Raw genomic sequence first — 17,842 nt, 5'->3', positions numbered from 1 at the left:
CTGTTAGACAATATAGAAATTCCTACATTTAAAAAAAGTCATTACTTATAAATCGTAAACTTATTATGACTCAAAGTAAAACCAAGATTCTCATAAATCGCTACGTTTTCTACTCGCTTTTTATTTGTTGTTACTTCAATGCTTTTTAAATTATTTTCCTCTGCAAAATTTAAAATCTCATTTATCAATAATCTTCCAACACCTTGTCCGCGATATTTTTGATGAACAAAAAACTCTTGAATTTCACCAACTAATCCGCAATGATGTAAAAGATTTTGTGTGTGAAAACTAATAAATCCTAAACCTTCATTTTCGTTTTCGGCAATTAGATAAAGATTTTTTGAATTGGAAATGTTTTCATTGAATATTGTTTCGAAAACTTCAAAATCTAAAATTTCGTTTTCGAGTTCGCAGATTGATTTGTAGATGAAGTCTAGGTCTTTAGCTTCTATTTTTCTTATATTTTGGTTTAATTTCATGATTTCTATATCAATTATAGCCATTCTAAAGTTATAAACTTATCACAATCATCTTTCATATCGGTAGTCCAATCTATAAGTATTGCAGAGCCTCCTTTTCTAATTTCATTTCTAACAATATCATACGTTTCTTTTGCATCAACAGGTCCTTGTCCTGCTAATTCAAAAACGATATATTTTGTTTTAGAAAATGTTGCGCATAAGGAAAGCAATCTTTTAGAATTCCAGTTTTCGAATTACAAAAAAACCGAAGCATAAAATACTCCGGTTTTTAAAATTATTCTTTTCCTTCTAATTGTATATTAAAATGCCAATCGTGGTTAAACCAAACACTAGAATCTTCCAGGCTATTTTTTTTGCTAATTCTTGATTCTCCTGAATAACTGCTATTAAAACAGAATCCATCTCCGGCATTATTGTTTGCTGAACTTCCAGCATAAATACCTAATTTCTCCCCATCAATTAGATACCAATAAAAACTATACGCTTTATTAGCTTCTAAATAAAGATTTAGTTTTTGCACATCAAACGGAATAAAACCTCCATTGAAATCTCCTGAAACCTCTGTCGTCGTAGCACCTATAATATTAAGATTTGAATCCTTAACAATTAATTTCAACGTTACTGGTTTATTATATCTTAGTTTCTCATCATAGTATGTAAATCCTTCACGAAGATGAATACTAAAAGTAGAAGGAACTAAATTTTTATCTACTATTACAACTTGTCCGGTTCCCACATTTCTATCGTAAGCTAATATATCTGGAGCATTATTTCTACTATCACCACCAAACCATTTCCACGCATTTGCTTCAGTACATGATCTTATTTTATACATATCCATATATTCCAGCTTCACTTGATACACCTTTTCTACTCCAGATTCTGACTTCACTGTAAAATTTACTGGCGAAGAATAATCTTTTATGGTTTTGGGATCAGGTGTTATTGTAGCATATTTTGAAAATTTGACTTCTACGTTTAAATTTTTAAGATCATTATTTTCAGGTATTCTCTTTGTTATGAAGCCTGTTTCTTTGTTAATAGCACCACTTAATGATAAATTTGGAGTTTTAATATTTAATTCTAAAATAAAATTATCTGTGCTTGGTTCTCTGCTAATATCTACAGTATAATTTTTGATTTCACCATTTTCAGCTGTAACTGCAAAAACCAATGGCCCGTTAATCGACTTAATCGTAGCTGGATCTGGGCTTATTTTTGCGCCTTTCGGAATTAAAATAGCTACGCTTACATCAGTTAATTCAAAAGTACTTTCAACTTTTCCACTAATTGAGTTTGCACTAATCGTAAATTCCTTCTTGATGTTTTCTTTGGTAATAGTAAAAGATTGTATCGTGTTGTCTGCACTTAAACTCACTTCGGAAACGCATGAGAACATTAAAAACGAAAAAAGTAATAGGGTAAATTGGTAAATCTTTGTTTTCATAATTTTAGATTAGCTTATAGGTCACAAATATTACTTTTTATAAAACGATTTCTTTACGGAAAACCACAATTTCCAGAAAAATCATCAATTAATTTTAATTTTAATTTAAACAAATCGCATCTCAATTGCCTCGAATATTCTTTGCCGCTCAAAATGATCCGATTATATTCAATATTTTTCTTGAACCACTTTTTAAATCTGTGGCTAAAAAATTAGAACCAAAACAAATAATAAAACTTTAAGAAATCAATTTCGTGCTGTTTACCGAAAAAACGTAATTTTGAAATTCGAAGTTCAAAAACTAAGTTATTATGAAATATCATCAAATAAACAGCGCTCTTTTTGTAAAAAACCGCAGAAAATTCATGGCAGAAATGAAACCTAATTCTGTTGCCGTGTTCAATTCAAATGACATTTACCCAATTAGTGCCGACAGTACTTTGCCGTTTGCACAACACAGAGACATTTTTTATCTGAGTGGTGTAGATCAGGAAGAAAGTGTTTTGCTTTTGTTTCCGGATGCACCTTATGAGCACCAAAGAGAAATTCTTTTTTTAAGAGAAACCAACGATCATATTGCAGTTTGGGAAGGTGAAAAACTGACTAAAGAACGTGCTTTTCAGGTTTCAGGAATTAGAACAGTTTATTGGCTACAGGATTTTCATAAAGTTTTGAACGAAATGATGACGTATGCTGATACAATGTACATCAATACTAACGAACATTACCGCGCAACTGTTGAAACAGAAACACGCGAAGCTCGTTTTGTAAAATGGTGGAAAGAACGTTATCCAGCGCACAACGTAGCGAAAAGTAATCCGATTTTGCAAAGGCTTCGTTCTGTAAAAGAAAGCGAAGAAATCGATTTGATTCAGCACGCCTGTGATATTACAGAAAAAGGTTTCCGCAGATTATTAGGATTTGTAAAACCAAATGTTACCGAATATGAAATCGAAGCTGAATTAGCTCACGAATTTATCCGTAACCGTTCTAAAGGCTTTGCTTACACGCCAATTATTGCTTCTGGAAACAATGCCAATGTTTTGCATTATATCGAAAACAATCAGCAATGTAAAGACGGAGATTTGATTTTGTTGGACGTTGCAGCTGAATATGCAAATTATTCAAGTGATATGACGAGAACAATTCCAGTTTCAGGACGTTTTTCTGAGCGTCAAAAAGCAGTTTATAATGCGGTGTTGAGAGTTAAAAACGAAGCTACAAAAATGCTTACGCCAGGAACACTTTGGAAACAATATCATGTTGAAGTGGGTAAAATCATGACTTCTGAATTATTAGGTTTAGGTTTAATAGACAAAGCTGATGTTCAGAACGAAAATCCAGAATGGCCAGCGTATAAAAAATACTTCATGCACGGAACTTCTCACCACATGGGATTAGACACGCACGATTACGGTTTACTTCATGAACCAATGAAAGCTAATATGGTTTTCACAGTTGAACCAGGAATTTATATTCCGAACGAGAAATTCGGAATTCGTTTAGAGGATAACGTTGTCGTTCAGGAAAAAGGAGAACCTTTTAACTTGATGCGCAATATTCCGGTTGAAGTGGATGAAATCGAAACTTTGATGAATGAATAATTTCATGATGAAAAAGATTTTTCTATTTGCTTTTTTATTAATTGCCGGAAACATTTTCGCGCAAACAGAAGGTTACGCAACCAACAATGATTCGAGCAAAACCTATTACAAAACGTTCGGAAAAGGTGAACCGCTTTTGATTATCAACGGCGGCCCGGGAATGAACAGTAATGGCTTTGAAGATATGGCGAAAACTTTGGGCGAAAATCAGCAAACAATTATTTACGATCAAAGAGGAACTGGAAAATCGAAACTTTCAAAAATAGATGCTAAGACGATTTCAATGAAAATAATGGCCGATGATATTGAGTCATTAAGAAAACATCTTAAAATCAAAAAATGGAATATTCTAGGACATTCTTTTGGAGGAATGCTTGGTTCCTATTACGCGACGATTTATCCAAATAGCATTAACAAATTAGTTTTATCGTCTTCCGGCGGTGTTGATTTGAGTTTATTGAAAGGCCCGAATTTGATTGAAAAAAACCTAAGTAAAGTCGAAAAAGATTCAATGGATTATTGGAACGACAAAATCGAAAAAGGTGATACTTCTCACACTGCACGCTTAGCACGCGGGAGAGCTATGGCACCGGCGTATGTGTACGATCGAAAGTTTCTACCAATAATTGCTGAAAGATTAACTCAGGGAAATTCGACAATAAACGGCTTGTTATGGGCAGATATGCAGAAGATGAATTTTGACTGTAAAGACAAATTGAAGAATTTCAAAAATCCCGTTTTAATTATTCAGGGAAAAGAAGATATTATCAGCAATGAAATTGGAGAATTGGCAAAACAAACATACCCAAACTCAAAACTGATTTTATTAGAACATTCTAAACATTACGGATGGCTTGATGCAAGAGAAAAATATTTCTCGGATATCAATTCATTTTTAAAATCATAAAAATTAAAAAGCCCTTAAAATATTAAGGGCTTTTTAATTTTATAAACGTTTTATTTATCCGATTTTTGAAATCTGAACATCCAATTGAAATTTACCGTCAGCTTCGTTTCCGTTGATTAATTCAAAAAGTTCTAAAGCTCTTCTTGCGTTTTTCTCTTCTTCTCTTTGTTCAGCCACATACCACATCATAAAATCTTCTGTAGCATAATCATTCTCAGCTCTACATTTTGCGATTACTTTATTGATTGCCTGAGTAACTGCAATTTCGTTTTGCAAAGCAATTTCAAATACTTCTCTAAAAGAAGCAAATTCTTGCTGCACTTCCGGAACAGATGGCGTAATTGCAATCCCTCCCATATCTGTAATATATTTGAAAACTTTTAGGAAATGCTCTCTTTCTTCTTCGGCTTGCTTGTACATGTAAGATGCTGTATTTGCATAACCGTTTCTATCCAACCATGCAGCCATAGCTAAATATTTATTAGAAGCATCGCTTTCTAATTTTGCCTGTAAGTTCAATATATTTTCGATTCCTTCAACTAATGAAGTACTTGTTCTTAGTAAATCTTTCATAACCTTAAATTTTTATACGTGTAAAATTACAAAAATTAAAGACGGCAACTCTAAGTGCCTGAAAATTTGGATTTAATCTAAGTAAGAATCTAAATAAGCTCTACGTTGACCGTATTGCAAAGCAAAGAGTGTAAAGTAAGGGTGAATTTAGTTCCGTTTAATAAATCTCTCAACTGCACTATTTCGCAGATTGTAAGATTTCGGGAAAAATTTCTTTTGGTAGTTTCAATCAACTGTGCGTCTGACTGATCAGACAAGTCGTAAAGCATATTGAGAATGTCAACGCTATTAACCTTTCTTTGAAAAATCAAAAAATCATGAATTTTATAACTTGACACTGTATCAACAAAATTAATAATTATGCTATTGGTCAAATCACATTGATAACTGTATCCTTTTTCGGTTTCAAATAATACTTTGGTGGTCAAATCACTAACTAATGCCATTCTGATAAAATATAATAACGGTGCAAAAATATAGAATTTAAAGCAATAAAAAACATAATTAAGACTAATTTAAAATAACAAAAACTGTTAATGTTCTTAAAAACAGCTGAAGTACACTAAAGATTGTAACATTCTGCAGCATTATTAGTCTAATTTAAAAAAACAAAAATTCAGAAATCATGCAAGCACACGAAATAGATTATCACATTTTTGGAGAAGAAATGCAATATGTCGAAATAGAGCTGGATCCGCAAGAAATAGTAATTGCAGAAGCTGGGAGTTTTATGATGATGGAAAACAACATTCAAATGGAAACCATTTTTGGCGACGGATCCAACCAACAAGCTGGTTCCGGACTATTTGGCAAACTGTTAAATGCCGGAAAAAGAGTTCTTACCGGTGAAAGCCTATTCATGACAGCATTTTTAAATCAAGGAAATACTAAAAGCAAAGTTTCCTTTGCATCACCTTATCCAGGAAAAATTCTTCCAATTGATTTAACCCAATTTCAAGGCAAATTTATTTGTCAAAAAAGTTCGTTCTTATGCGCTGCCAAAGGCGTTTCTGTCGGTATAGAATTCTCTCAGAAATTGGGCCGAGGTCTTTTCGGTGGTGAAGGATTCATCATGCAAAAAATAGAAGGAGACGGAATGGCATTTGTACATTCTGGCGGAACAATGGCTAAAAAAGAATTAGCCTCTGGAGAAGTTCTAAAAGTAGATACTGGTTGCATTATAGGTTTCACCAAAGATGTCGATTATGATATTGAATTTATTGGTGGCATCAAAAATTCTCTTTTCGGTGGTGAAGGTTTGTTTTATGCTACTCTTCGCGGTCCCGGAACAGTTTATATACAATCTTTACCTTTCAGCAGATTAGCTGACAGAATCATAGCATCGGCACCAAGATCAGGCGGCAACAGTCGTGACGAAGGAAGCCTCTTAGGCGGATTGGGAAATCTTTTAGATGGAGACAATCGTTTTTAATTTTTATAAATCTATAATTGACGGCTTTCAGAAATGAAGGCCGTTTTTTTTGACTGCAATAAACTTATATTTTCTATATGGTTCTTCAATTAGTACCTTTGCATTTTACATTTTAAACTATCATTTTGAAAAACATTCTATATAAAAACACCAAAATATCTTTTACAGATTCAGGAAAAGGAAACGCAATTGTTCTGTTGCACGGCTTTTTAGAAAATAAAAAAATGTGGAAAGAGTATATTGAACTTTTCTCAGAAAAAAATCGTGTCATTACCATTGATTTATTAGGTCACGGCGAATCTGATTCTTTGGGATATGTGCATGAAATGGAGGAAAATGCAAATGCTGTAAATGAAGTTTTGGAATATTTAAATATAGAAAAAGCAACAATTCTTGGCCATTCAATGGGTGGATATGTTGGTTTGGCTTTCGCCGAATTATTTCCAGATAAAATCAAAAAATTAGTTTTACTGAATTCCACTTCAAAAGAAGACAGCGTCGAAAAAAAACTGAACAGAACTCGTGCCATAAAAGCCGTAAAACAAAATTATGTAGGTTTTGTGAGTTTAGCGATTGCAAATTTATTTAGTGAAAACAACCGAATTCGTCTGGCAAATGAAATTGAAAAAGTAAAAGAAGAAGCTTTAAAAACACCTTTACAGGGAATTGTAGCATCACTCGAAGGAATGAAAATCAGAAAAGACAGAGAATGGCTTTTACACGAAAACCGTTTTCCGCTTTTATTGATTTTAGGCAAAAAAGACCCGGTTTTAAATTATGAGGACAGTTTATCGCAAATCGAAGACACTACTGCAGAATTAGTTTCGTTTGAAGATGGGCATATGAGCCATATTGAAAATAAAGACGAACTGAAAAGCATTTTAAACAACTTCTTTTAAAAGAAACGAAAGCTTTTTAAATCAGAAAAGGCCATCTCGAAAAATATCGAAAACAGCCTTTTCTTCCTTTTGTGGGGGCAAAAAATTATAATTTGGCAACAATGTCTTTCTTAAATTTAGACAAAGTCACTCTCGTTAATCTATGATTTACTTCTAATTATTCTTTGTTGAAGATCCCATTATTCACATTCTCAGACACATTACAAATTATGCCCTTCTCTTTTCTAAATCGATTTTCCTTCTAAGAAGTCTCAAAGATATTTTAATTAACATAATTGTGCGATAAACACTTGTTAAAAAAAATCGCTGTATAATCTTTTGAATCACTTTTATTTATAGCATAATTATTGGCTTTTTTTAGAAGAAAATGCGCAAAAAAAAACAACAGAAAAAAAAGATTCATTGAAAATAATAACATTTTGTTCCATAAAATTCATTTTTAATAGCTGTATAGGCCATTAAAGTTTACACGAGGAAGTATTTTTATAGAAATGCATAAATAATTGCAAAGATAAAAACTGTTTCAGAAATACTATTTAATCTATGTATCAAAGTGATTAAGGCTACGAAATCTAGTTTTGAAAACGGAAAAATAAACAGTCCAGATTCGCAAGGGCTTGAAAAGAAAGGCTTCTTTAAAAAAAACATCTGGTTACTAAACCAATTAAAAAGCCATACTTGTAAGATATCCTTTTTCGACAAGTTCGGTTTTTTCTTTTATTGGATGAGTCTTTCCGTCTTTTATCAAAACCAGCCGATTTGCGATTTTTACTACATTCTGATAGTTATGGTCCGTAACAATAATCCCTTTTTTGTTTAAGCTGCCTTTTATCATTTCGTTTATAGTTTCGATCATCAGCGGAGAAAGTCCATTATAAGGTTCGTCGAGCAATGCAAACAAGGATGAATTGGAAAGCACAATTTTTATTTCCAGATAACGTAATTCGCCCGTTGACAAATGTCTTATTTTTTTGTTTAGAAGCTTTTTGATAAACTGATCTTCACAAAAATTAATTCTATTTTCTTTATCAATTGAAAGTGCAATCACTTTTTGAACAGAAAGATGATTCGGAATAAACTGATCCTGATCCAAATAACTGACATTATTCATCAATGCATTTTTAATATTCAAAGAAACAGAATCGATTCGAACACAACGATCCGGAACTGATTCTAAACCGGCTACAATTTTCAACAAAGTAGATTTTCCAGAGCCGTTTCTCCCGAGCAATCCAATAATTTCTGAAGTTTCACATTTCAAATAAACATCAGAAAGTATCGTTTTATCTCCAAATCTTTTCTGAATCCCGCTAATTTCCAAAGTATGTTTTTTCAAAATAATTTATTTTTTAAAAAGACGATTAAACCAAATAAAATTGCGGTGCAAAAAGTCATCAGATAACTAAATAACATAAGTTGGATTTTTGAAACACCATTATTGAAATAAAACAAATAATTTTTTTTGCGATAAAATTCCTTGAAACCGATGCTGGCTAAAAAACCAAAACTTAGAAACCATATAAAGAAATAATCAAAACCACCCAAAAAAACAGCAATTGCAGAAACCAACAAGTTAACTATCAATGTTGTTTTAAAAAACTCGAATATGTTTAGTAGCTTTCTGATCATTAATTTATTTTTTCTTCAAAAGGAATTGTAGTGTCAAAAATTTCATTCAAAAGCAAAACTATTTCTTTCAGATACAAAGCGAGAGTTTGCTCAGACACAGTTGTATCCAAATCTTTTTCTTCTTTGAATATAAAAGGCAAAAAACCTGATTTTAGATTCTTAAATGAAATAATTCCAACTTCAATAGGCATGTTGCCAGCTTCTTTTTCAAACATGAATGCATAAGCTAAAACCTGAATGATTTTGTCGTTTTTAAGCTCATTGGTCAATCCGTTCCATGTTTTGAGTACAACATTCGCCTTTTCGACTTTTCCTGTCTTATAATCAATAATTCTTATTTTTCCATTTCGCTGTTCAATTCGGTCAACATTTCCTTTTATAAGAACCGGAAATGGCAAACTTGGATGTGTGAGTTCGCGCTGATATGTTTGCTCTAAAGCAATAATTTTAATTGCGTCTCCATTTCGAATTGCTTCTAATTCCACTTTCAGAAAATTAAAAACATTTCGTTTTGCAACTTCGAAAGCTAAAAGATTTCGGCCTTTTTTAATTTCACCTTCTTTATAAACTACTTTAAATTGTTTTAAAACCTCTTCATCAAGAAGTTTAAAGCATTTTGTTATATCTTCTTCAGAAATAAATCGACCAATAAAAGGTTCGTAAAGCGCTTTTAACGTTTCGTGTATTATCGTTCCGAGAGTATTCAACGCGATATTTTCCTCTACTTCTTCTACTTCACGGATTCGAAGTATTTTTTGGAAATAAAAATCAATCGGGTTTCGAATATAACTTGTCAGTGCAGAAGGAGAAAATCCCGCTAAAGCGATCTCTTTCAATCGGTTCATAACAGCCTCCGATTTTGGAATCACCATTGGCTGATATGCCGTTGAAGGTAAAACCGGATTATAAATATCAAAAGTCAGATTATGCCTAGGTTGTTTTTCCACCTCTAACTGTGTGATAAAACGACTTCTTTCACCTGCATCTAATCCATCATTTTCAGTATTGTAAATAAGATAGATATTTTTGGCACGCTGAAGTAAATGATAAAAATGATACGTATAAATTGCATCTTTTTCTTTAAAAGTCGGCAAACCCAATTCTCTTTTTACATCATAAGGAATAAAGGAATTTTGAGATTTCCCAGCCGGAAATTTTCCTTCATTCATTGAAGTTATAATAACCGTATCAAAATCGAGAACACGACTTTCAAGAACACCCATTATTTGAAGTCCACGCAAAGGTTCACCTTCAAATGAAACTTCAGCAACATCAATAATTTGTTTGTAAATGGCGTGAAGCGTATCAATGTTATCAATATGATTATGACTAGTGTAATAATTGATAAGTTTATTTATGACTTTAAAAACAGCATAAACAAAAGATTTTGCAATTTTCTCCTCTTCATTATCCTTATCAAAATTTGTTTTGATCAAAAGCAAAAGTGCTGAAATATTTTCAAGTACAGCTAATGAACCGCTTTCCCATTTTTTAAATAATAAATCGAACAGATTAGATGAATGACCATACAATTCAATTATTCTGTTATGAGAAATAAAAGTGTAATTATTCTCTTTGATAATCTTAACCAGATGATTTGCATTTGCATAAGGAGCCACAAGCGGATGTGTTAAAACATCTAAAACATCTTTATAATAAAATACATAACTGTCGCCCTTTCGCGAAAGCGCATTTGTATGCATTTTAAACAATTTAGCAATTAAAATCTGTGACGGATTGTTTTTACCAGAATATCCCATGGTAATATTCAAAGCACCAACTGAAGCAGGCAACGAATACAAAACCGGAATCAGCAAGCTTTCCTCACCTAAAACCACCGCAACTTTATCTAAAGATCCGGCAGGATTCTCGGTAATTAAATTTTCAATTATACTTCCTGCAATTTTTGCCTGGCCGATAGTTTTTGGCGAACCAATTACCTGAATATTTTTGGATTGCGAAAAATCATCTACAATCCATTCAAAAGGATGCGATTTATAATACTTCCAGCTTTCTTTAAAACGCCTTACAAAAAGCCCCGCGTCGTGATAAGGATCATTCAAAAAGGTCTGGTCTGTATCCCAGTATATTTTTGCCTGATCCATAGCCAATAAATGTTGCACTATTTTCTCTTCAGCAGCATTTAACGCATTAAAGCCTGCAAAGATAAAAGAACGGCTTGAAACCGTATTCGAGAAATGATTAAGATTATTGACAGCTTCTCGATAAATCAAACCTTGATAACCAATTGCTTTGTTTAACAAATGATTATATAATGCGTCATAATACAAAGGAAGAAGCTTCCAGAAATCAATATAATTCTCTAAAAGTTTTGTTTTGTTTTCTACTTCGACTCCCCACTTTTTTATATCCTCAATATCTTTCAAATAAGAAAGTACATGGTTCGGATCTAGAAGATATCGATCAATTTCATTAAAATCCTGTAAAAGTGTTTTGGCCCAATTAGCAAATAATTCAAATGACTGCTGATGCTGTTTTTCTGTAACAGACAAATACACTTCATAAAATTCAAACAAAAGCTCGATTGAATCTATTGAACGAATTGAAGCCACGTCCTGAACAAAATCCTCAATGCTAATGATATCCGGCGAAAGAATAGTTTTGTGAGTTTCTTTTTTTAAAGCTTCAATTAAAAAAACCTTCGCTCTTTTATTAGGCAGAATAATAGTTGTTTCAGCAAGCTTTGTTTCATAATTCTGAATAACTACAGCTGCAATTTTTTCAAGAAAAGAAGTGTTTATCATTTTATAAAAATAAAAAAAGCCATTCAATTAAGAATGGCTTTTAAGTATTATTTACAAAGTAAATTATAGTTTACCTTGGTATTTAGAACCAATGTGTCTGATTTCAGTTCTTCTGTTTTGAGCTTTACCTGCAGCAGTTTTATTACTTGCAACTGGTTGAGAAGATCCAAATCCTTTAGACTCTAAGTTTTCAGCATTAACACCTCTTTCAACTAAAGCATCCAATACAGCTTTCGCTCTATCTTCAGAAAGTTTTTGGTTGATTTTAGCTGAACCTGTACTATCTGTGTGTCCTTCGATAGAGAATTTCGCGTTTGGATAGTTTTTAAGGATTTCTTTAATAGCATCTAATCTAGCTGGAGTTTCTTTATCTCCTGTTTTGAAAGTAGCTTTACCTGAGTTGAAGTAAACTGCTCTTGCTTGAACTTTAAGATCTTCTAAAGCCTCAGAAGTTACTTCTGGACAACCTCTGTTACTAGCAGGACCGTATACTGTAGGACAATCGTCATCTTTATCAGCAACACCATCTTTGTCAGCGTCTAAGAAAGGACAACCACCGTTTTCTTTTGGACCAGCAACTGTAGGACATTTATCATCTTTATCAGCGATTCCGTCTCCGTCAGTATCAGGACAACCTTTTAAAGCAGCTAAACCAGCAACATCTGGACAAGCATCATCTTTATCAGCAATTCCGTCTCCGTCTGTATCAGGACATCCGTTTAATGCAGCTAAACCAAATACATCTGGACAAGCGTCAGAAGCATCAACGATTCCATCTCCGTCAGTATCAGGACATCCGTTGAATTGTTTTAAACCAGCAACATCTGGACAAGCGTCATCTTTATCATAGATTCCGTCTCCGTCAGTATCTTTACCTCCGAATTTGAAGATAAGACCTGCTGTGTGTTGGAAGTGAGAAACAGCATCTGGAGCTCCAGAAGCATCAACTCTATCTCCACTAACAGCCCATTTGTATCTTGTAGCTAACTCAAGACCAATAGCATCAGTAAACCAGAAAGTTAAACCAGCACCTGGGTTAACAGTTCCGTAGCTATTATCTCCTAAGAAAGTATAACCACCACCAACAGATAACGAAGGATCGATCACTTTAGATTTGATTAATTCTTGGAAGCTGTATTTGATAGTAGCATCAATTCCGTAGTACATTAAGTCACCAGGATTAGTTACAACATTCCCTCTTCCGTCATGCCCTGGAGCATATGGAGCAAAGCTAACGAATTTATCAATTTTGTTTACAGAACCTTGCAAACCAACAGAAAATCCACTACCAACATATCTAGACACACCAATGTAAGATAATGAAGGAAGAATATTCCAGTTGTCTTTTACAGCGAATGGCTGAGAAAAGTGCTGATCAAAGAAACCATGTCCTGCTCCAGAACTTGTTCTGGTATCCACTGCATTAACCCCAAATGAGATTGCCCATGGATTGTTACTGTCTTGTGCGTGAGAACTTAAACCCATCACCATCATCACAGCAACTAAAAGTTTGTTAAGATGTTTCATACTTAATTTTTTTAATTACAATTTAGTTAATTACAAGCAAAAGTAACACCAAATTTTTTAAATACAAAATGAAATGTTAAAAAAAACCTACAAAAATTTACAGAATATGGTAATTATATAACTTTTAACATTTTACCTGTTAATGTAAAAGCTTCTATTGCCTTGTCCAAGTGCTCTTTAGTATGCGCAGCTGAAAGTTGAACGCGTATCCTTGCTTTGTCTTTTGGAACTACTGGGAAAAAGAATCCGATTACGTAAATTCCTTCTTTTAATAATGCATTTGCCATAGTCTGCGACAATTTAGCATCATATAACATAACAGGAACAATTGCAGAATCTCCGTCAATGATATCGAAACCTGCTTTTTTCATTCCTTCTTTGAAATAATTTGTATTCCATTCTAACTTATCTCTCAATGAAGTATCTTTTTCCAATAATTCAAAAACCTTAATGGAAGCACCAACAATAGCAGGAGCCAAAGAATTTGAGAACAAATAAGGACGAGAACGCTGGCGTAATATCTCGATAATTTCTTTTTTAGCTGTTGTATATCCTCCCATTGCACCTCCTAAAGCCTTACCTAAGGTACCTGTTATAATATCAACACGTCCCATAACTCCTTTTGCCTCAAGAGTTCCTTTTCCGGTTGCACCGATAAATCCTGCTGCATGACACTCATCAACCATTACCATCGCATCATATTTATCTGCTAAGTCACAAATTTTATCAAGAGGCGCCACTAAACCGTCCATAGAGAAAACACCATCTGTAACAATTAATTTGAAACGAGCTCCGGCTTCATTTGCTTTAATCAACTGTTGCTCCAAATCTTCCATATTGCTATTTTCATAACGATAACGAGCCGCTTTACACAAACGAACCCCATCTATAATAGAAGCATGATTTAAACTATCTGAAATAATAGCATCATTTTCACCTAATAAAGGTTCAAAAACACCTCCATTAGCATCAAAAGCTGCAGCATATAATATGGTATCTTCTGTTCCATAAAAATCTGCAATCTTTTTTTCTAATGTTTTATGAATATCCTGTGTTCCGCAAATAAAACGAACAGACGACATTCCAAATCCATGCGTATCCATTGCATCTTTTGCGGCCTGCACTACTTCTGGATGAGAAGAAAGTCCCAAATAATTGTTTGCGCAAAAATTCAATACAGTTTCTCCTGTAGAAATTGTAATTTCAGCACCTTGAGCTGAAGTTATAATACGTTCTTTTTTAAAAATTCCGTTTTCTTCAATAGTCTGCAATTCATTTTGCAGATGTTCTTTAATTTTACCGTACATTTCCTTATATTTAAAACGTTAAAAATTAACAACTTAAACCTAAAATAAGTGTGTTTATCTTTAACATCTGATTAATTTTTTCACAAATTTACTACATCGATTTCGGTTCCTATATACACCAATGCTTTTTTTAACACTTTATATCCCAAATCCTCAATAGCGTCTTCATATTCCTGAAGTTGCTGCTTATATTTAGAATTTATTGCTCCGGTTTTATAATCCAACAAATAAGCATTTTTATCTTCTGTAAGCACAACTCTATCCGGTTTTAAAATTTTCCCTTCTTTCTGGATAATATTCTGCTCATTTAAAATCTTGTCTTTTCCTTCGAAACATACATTAATTTCCGGATGATTCACAATATCATGAAGCGTTTTCAAAACCTGCTCTACCTGATCAATCTTTATTAAGCCCGCTTCAATTGCTTTTGTAACTGCCAAATCAATATCTGATTTATCTTTTACAAAAGCCAAAATTTCATGAACAACATTACCGTAAGCAATTGCTTCCTGCTGATGTGTTCCCCACATTAAAGCTTCTCTCTGTGCAATTTTTATATTTTTTGGATTTAAAACTTCTTTGACAACCGGAATCTCTTTTATTGAATCAGTGAATTCAACCGAAGAAGATAATTTTGCGGGATCTCCAAATTCATATTCTAATTTTCCTGAATCATAAACCCCCTCATTAATCAAATATTTAATAAAAAAAGATGCCATATTACTAGGGAATTCTCCATCTTTTCTTTCGTTCAAAGATTGCGAAATAACATATAGTTGTTCTTCGGCACGTGTTAAAGCAACATACAAAACATTAATATTATCCAATAATTCTTCCTGCTTTTTCACATTAAAAACCGCCGAAGCACTTTCGCCAAAACCTTCTACCGCGCTGCTGTTATCAATCAAAGCCTTAGGAACACCTAAATCTTCATTTTCAGCATCAAGCCATAATTTATCTTTTGGCTTTCTATTATAATCTTCTTCGGCAAACGGCATAATCACAACCGGAAACTCCAAACCTTTCGATTTATGAATTGTCATGATACGAACAGCATTATTTCCCTCCGGAGACGGAATACTGAATTTTTCAGCATTTTTATCCCAGTAACTTAAGAAGTCGGCTATACCAGCCTGACTCCTCATATCTCTTTCTAAAACAATGTCCAGAAAAAACTGCACATAAGCATTTCCTTCTGAAGGAATGAATTTAGAAATGATAATTTCAACAGCTTCATACAATGATTTTTTTCTAACATCTTCAAAATTCAATGAAACATCAAAAGTCAGAAGCCATTTTTCAAAATCGGCTTCTACTCTATTTGACATTCCTTTTTCAATAAAATCATGAATAGGCATTTTATGATTTATATTGGAGGCTAAAAAATGAAGAAAATTAGCTTTGGATTCTAAATCGGCGCTATTATTCAAATATTTTAGAAGATGAATTATCAAACGAACTTCAGTAGCATTCTGAATCATTAAAGTTTCTGAAGACAAAAGCGGAATATTTTGCTCCGTTAAATAATTTGCAATTGCAATTCCCTGACCTCTTTTTCGAGTCAAAATCACAATGTCTCTGTACTGAAAACCTTGTTTAACAACTTTTAGAATCGTATTTAAAGTTGCTAAAACATACAAATCTGATTTTTCAACAACTTCTTCTTCCTCTACAGCATCAGTTTTTTCAATAATTGGAAGAAATGAAATATTTACATATCCTCCTTTTTTCGCATTTGAATTCTGAAAACTGTGATTTTCGTATAAATCTTTATAATCTTCATTTGAAAATTCGGAAGAAATTAATTTAAAAAAAGCATTATTAAAATCAATAACTTCACTATAACTTCTATAATTGGTATTTAAATGCTTTATTTCTTTATCCGGATTATTAAAGGGATTTACATCTTTACTAAGCTCAATAAATTGCTCTGCTTTTCCTCCGCGCCAGCGATAGATTGATTGTTTTGGATCACCAACAATCATGAGCGTTCCTTTATTCCCTAAATCATCCTGACCTGAAAGTGAATTGTCAATCAGCGGAATCAAATTTTGCCACTGCATTTCAGAAGTATCCTGAAATTCATCTATAAAAAAATGACGATACTTTTCTCCCAAACGCTCATATATAAAAGGCGCAGGCTGGTTCTGAATTTCCCGATGAATAATGGCATTAAATTCTGAAATGGAAAGAATATTTTGTTCCGACTGTATTTTTGCCAATTCATTACTTACTGTATTCAACAGCGAAAGTGGCGTTATATTTTTCAGGAAAGCTTTATAAAAATCTCTTTTTTCGAAATTCTTGTAAATCTTGCTCAAAATCTGAAGCAAATCTGGAATGATATTTTCAATTAAAGCTCGATCTTTAGCCGTTTTATTAATTGCAATATCATCAAACTCATGAAAAGTTTTATTTCTTGGATTGAATTTTCCGTCACGAATACTTTCTAGATGATTTGGAAAAGTACCACGTGAAAATGATTTTAAATCGATTCCGTTTTTATCAATTAACGAAAGTGCATCTATTGCCCAACCTTCGTTTTCAGATTCCAGATCTTTGCAAAGCGCAAGCATTTTCTTTTTAATCTCGATAAACTCTTCAATAGATTTATCGTGAAAATGCAAAATTTCATTTCGATTGTTTTCATTGAGCACTAATCTACCAGTTTCTAAAATTTCACGAGAAACATCCCAACTTTTATCATCGTCGGTTTTTTCCATTGTAAAATCGATAAGTAAATTGGTCAAAGTTTCATCCTGACCCGCTTGTGCAATTATTGCATCAACTGCTTCGATTAATAAATTTTCAGTATCCAAAGTAACTTCAAAAGTCATTGGAAGATTTAAATCGTGCGCAAAAGCCCGAATTACTTTGTGGGTAAATTTATCAATTGTCGAAATATCAAAAGCCGCATAATTATGAATCAAATGCTTGATGATGCTTTGCGATTTAATTTTGATTTTAATAATCGAAAGTCCGGTTTCCCGAGACAAATCTTCCATCAAAGCAATTGCTTTTTCAGAAGGCTCATCTTTAGCAAATTCAGAAAGACTACCAACAATACGGCTTTTCATTTCATGAACCGCTTTGTTCGTAAAAGTGATCGCGAGTATATTTCGATATGCATCGTTTTTTGGCGAAGAAAGAATAATTTTAAGATATTCTTTAACCAAAGTATAAGTCTTTCCTGAGCCTGCAGAAGCATCATAAATAGAGAAAGACGGACTTTGCATAATTCGATTTTTTGTATGGTAAAAATAGTATTTA

General features: G+C 33.0%; 14 protein-coding genes. 4 read left to right on the top strand and 10 right to left on the bottom strand.

The annotated features are described in order from the left end of the window. Nucleotides 1–41 precede the first annotated feature (41 nt). The 3 genes from FN795_RS16045 to FN795_RS16035 all read right to left on the bottom strand — a co-directional run bounded on the left by FN795_RS16045 (nt 42) and on the right by FN795_RS16035 (nt 1,929). Complete coding sequence (locus FN795_RS16045) at nt 42–503, bottom strand: GNAT family N-acetyltransferase (protein WP_244289992.1); 462 nt, start codon at nt 501–503, stop codon at nt 42–44. After that, nucleotides 494–691 (bottom strand): hypothetical protein, encoded by a 198-nt coding sequence (locus FN795_RS16040; protein ID WP_142451531.1) that lies wholly within the window; start codon nt 689–691, stop codon nt 494–496. The genes FN795_RS16045 and FN795_RS16040 overlap by 10 nt, the downstream gene beginning before the upstream one ends. Before the next feature lie 65 nt (nt 692–756). Continuing rightward, nucleotides 757–1,929 carry a DUF5018 domain-containing protein gene (locus FN795_RS16035; RefSeq protein WP_142451529.1) on the bottom strand — a complete coding sequence of 391 codons (1,173 nt, stop codon included), beginning with the start codon at nt 1,927–1,929 and terminating at the stop codon, nt 757–759. A gap of 311 nt (nt 1,930–2,240) precedes the next feature. Between FN795_RS16035 and FN795_RS16030 the strand changes: the two genes are divergently transcribed. Together FN795_RS16030 and FN795_RS16025 are read left to right on the top strand one after the other, a co-directional pair. Continuing rightward, nucleotides 2,241–3,533, top strand: coding sequence for an aminopeptidase P family protein (locus FN795_RS16030; protein ID WP_142451527.1), 1,293 nt, complete (start codon nt 2,241–2,243; stop codon nt 3,531–3,533). After that, a complete protein-coding gene (locus tag FN795_RS16025) occupies nt 3,526–4,440 on the top strand; it encodes an alpha/beta fold hydrolase (protein WP_142451526.1) in 915 nt (304 codons plus the stop codon). The genes FN795_RS16030 and FN795_RS16025 overlap by 8 nt, the downstream gene beginning before the upstream one ends. Before the next feature lie 54 nt (nt 4,441–4,494). Here FN795_RS16025 and FN795_RS16020 read toward each other — a convergent pair whose 3' ends face one another. Together FN795_RS16020 and FN795_RS16015 are read right to left on the bottom strand one after the other, a co-directional pair. Beyond that, a complete protein-coding gene (locus tag FN795_RS16020) occupies nt 4,495–5,013 on the bottom strand; it encodes a ferritin (RefSeq protein ID WP_142451524.1) in 519 nt (172 codons plus the stop codon). 89 nt (nt 5,014–5,102) lie between these two features. Next, a complete protein-coding gene (locus tag FN795_RS16015; protein ID WP_042565526.1) occupies nt 5,103–5,459 on the bottom strand; it encodes a hypothetical protein in 357 nt (118 codons plus the stop codon). A 179-nt stretch (nt 5,460–5,638) separates the two neighbouring features. On the opposite strand from FN795_RS16015, the gene FN795_RS16010 reads away from it, so the two are divergent. Both FN795_RS16010 and FN795_RS16005 read left to right on the top strand, forming a co-directional pair. Continuing rightward, nucleotides 5,639–6,445 carry a TIGR00266 family protein gene (locus FN795_RS16010; RefSeq protein ID WP_142451523.1) on the top strand — a complete coding sequence of 269 codons (807 nt, stop codon included), beginning with the start codon at nt 5,639–5,641 and terminating at the stop codon, nt 6,443–6,445. A 125-nt stretch (nt 6,446–6,570) separates the two neighbouring features. Beyond that, nucleotides 6,571–7,344 (top strand): alpha/beta fold hydrolase, encoded by a 774-nt coding sequence (locus tag FN795_RS16005; protein ID WP_142451522.1) that lies wholly within the window; start codon nt 6,571–6,573, stop codon nt 7,342–7,344. Between the two features lie 664 nt (nt 7,345–8,008). Here the strand turns inward: FN795_RS16005 and FN795_RS16000 are convergent. The 5 genes from FN795_RS16000 to FN795_RS15980 form a co-directional block, all read right to left on the bottom strand. Further along, on the bottom strand, nt 8,009–8,680 hold the full coding sequence (locus FN795_RS16000; protein ID WP_142451521.1) for an ATP-binding cassette domain-containing protein: 672 nt from the start codon (nt 8,678–8,680) through the stop codon (nt 8,009–8,011). 292 nt (nt 8,681–8,972) lie between these two features. Next, nucleotides 8,973–11,738 (bottom strand): PD-(D/E)XK nuclease family protein, encoded by a 2,766-nt coding sequence (locus FN795_RS15995; protein WP_142451520.1) that lies wholly within the window; start codon nt 11,736–11,738, stop codon nt 8,973–8,975. Nucleotides 11,739–11,801: 63 nt separating this feature from the next. Further along, on the bottom strand, nt 11,802–13,265 hold the full coding sequence (locus FN795_RS15990) for an OmpA family protein (protein WP_142451519.1): 1,464 nt from the start codon (nt 13,263–13,265) through the stop codon (nt 11,802–11,804). A gap of 113 nt (nt 13,266–13,378) precedes the next feature. After that, nucleotides 13,379–14,572, bottom strand: coding sequence for a glycine C-acetyltransferase (gene kbl / locus FN795_RS15985; protein WP_035653097.1), 1,194 nt, complete (start codon nt 14,570–14,572; stop codon nt 13,379–13,381). An 80-nt stretch (nt 14,573–14,652) separates the two neighbouring features. After that, nucleotides 14,653–17,808, bottom strand: a complete 3,156-nt coding sequence (locus FN795_RS15980) for a UvrD-helicase domain-containing protein (protein WP_142451518.1) — start codon at nt 17,806–17,808, stop codon at nt 14,653–14,655. Nucleotides 17,809–17,842 lie beyond the last annotated feature (34 nt).

Origin of the sequence: Flavobacterium resistens, from assembly GCF_900182645.1 — a bacterium.
Taxonomy (GTDB): domain Bacteria; phylum Bacteroidota; class Bacteroidia; order Flavobacteriales; family Flavobacteriaceae; genus Flavobacterium; species Flavobacterium resistens.
This window is presented reverse-complemented; position numbering and strand designations above follow the sequence as displayed.

Bases quoted from the DNA above. Each gene is read 5' to 3' on its own strand.
- FN795_RS16045 (WP_244289992.1), bottom strand. From the start codon at position 503: ATGGCTATAATTGATATAGAAATCATGAAATTAAACCAAAATATAAGA.
- FN795_RS16035 (WP_142451529.1), bottom strand. From the start codon at position 1,929: ATGAAAACAAAGATTTACCAATTTACCCTATTACTTTTTTCGTTTTTA.
- FN795_RS16030 (WP_142451527.1), top strand. From the start codon at position 2,241: ATGAAATATCATCAAATAAACAGCGCTCTTTTTGTAAAAAACCGCAGA.
- FN795_RS16025 (WP_142451526.1), top strand. From the start codon at position 3,526: ATGAATAATTTCATGATGAAAAAGATTTTTCTATTTGCTTTTTTATTA.
- FN795_RS16020 (WP_142451524.1), bottom strand. From the start codon at position 5,013: ATGAAAGATTTACTAAGAACAAGTACTTCATTAGTTGAAGGAATCGAA.
- FN795_RS16015 (WP_042565526.1), bottom strand. From the start codon at position 5,459: ATGGCATTAGTTAGTGATTTGACCACCAAAGTATTATTTGAAACCGAA.
- FN795_RS16010 (WP_142451523.1), top strand. From the start codon at position 5,639: ATGCAAGCACACGAAATAGATTATCACATTTTTGGAGAAGAAATGCAA.
- FN795_RS15995 (WP_142451520.1), bottom strand. From the start codon at position 11,738: ATGATAAACACTTCTTTTCTTGAAAAAATTGCAGCTGTAGTTATTCAG.
- FN795_RS15990 (WP_142451519.1), bottom strand. From the start codon at position 13,265: ATGAAACATCTTAACAAACTTTTAGTTGCTGTGATGATGGTGATGGGT.
- kbl (WP_035653097.1), bottom strand. From the start codon at position 14,572: ATGTACGGTAAAATTAAAGAACATCTGCAAAATGAATTGCAGACTATT.
- FN795_RS15980 (WP_142451518.1), bottom strand. From the start codon at position 17,808: ATGCAAAGTCCGTCTTTCTCTATTTATGATGCTTCTGCAGGCTCAGGA.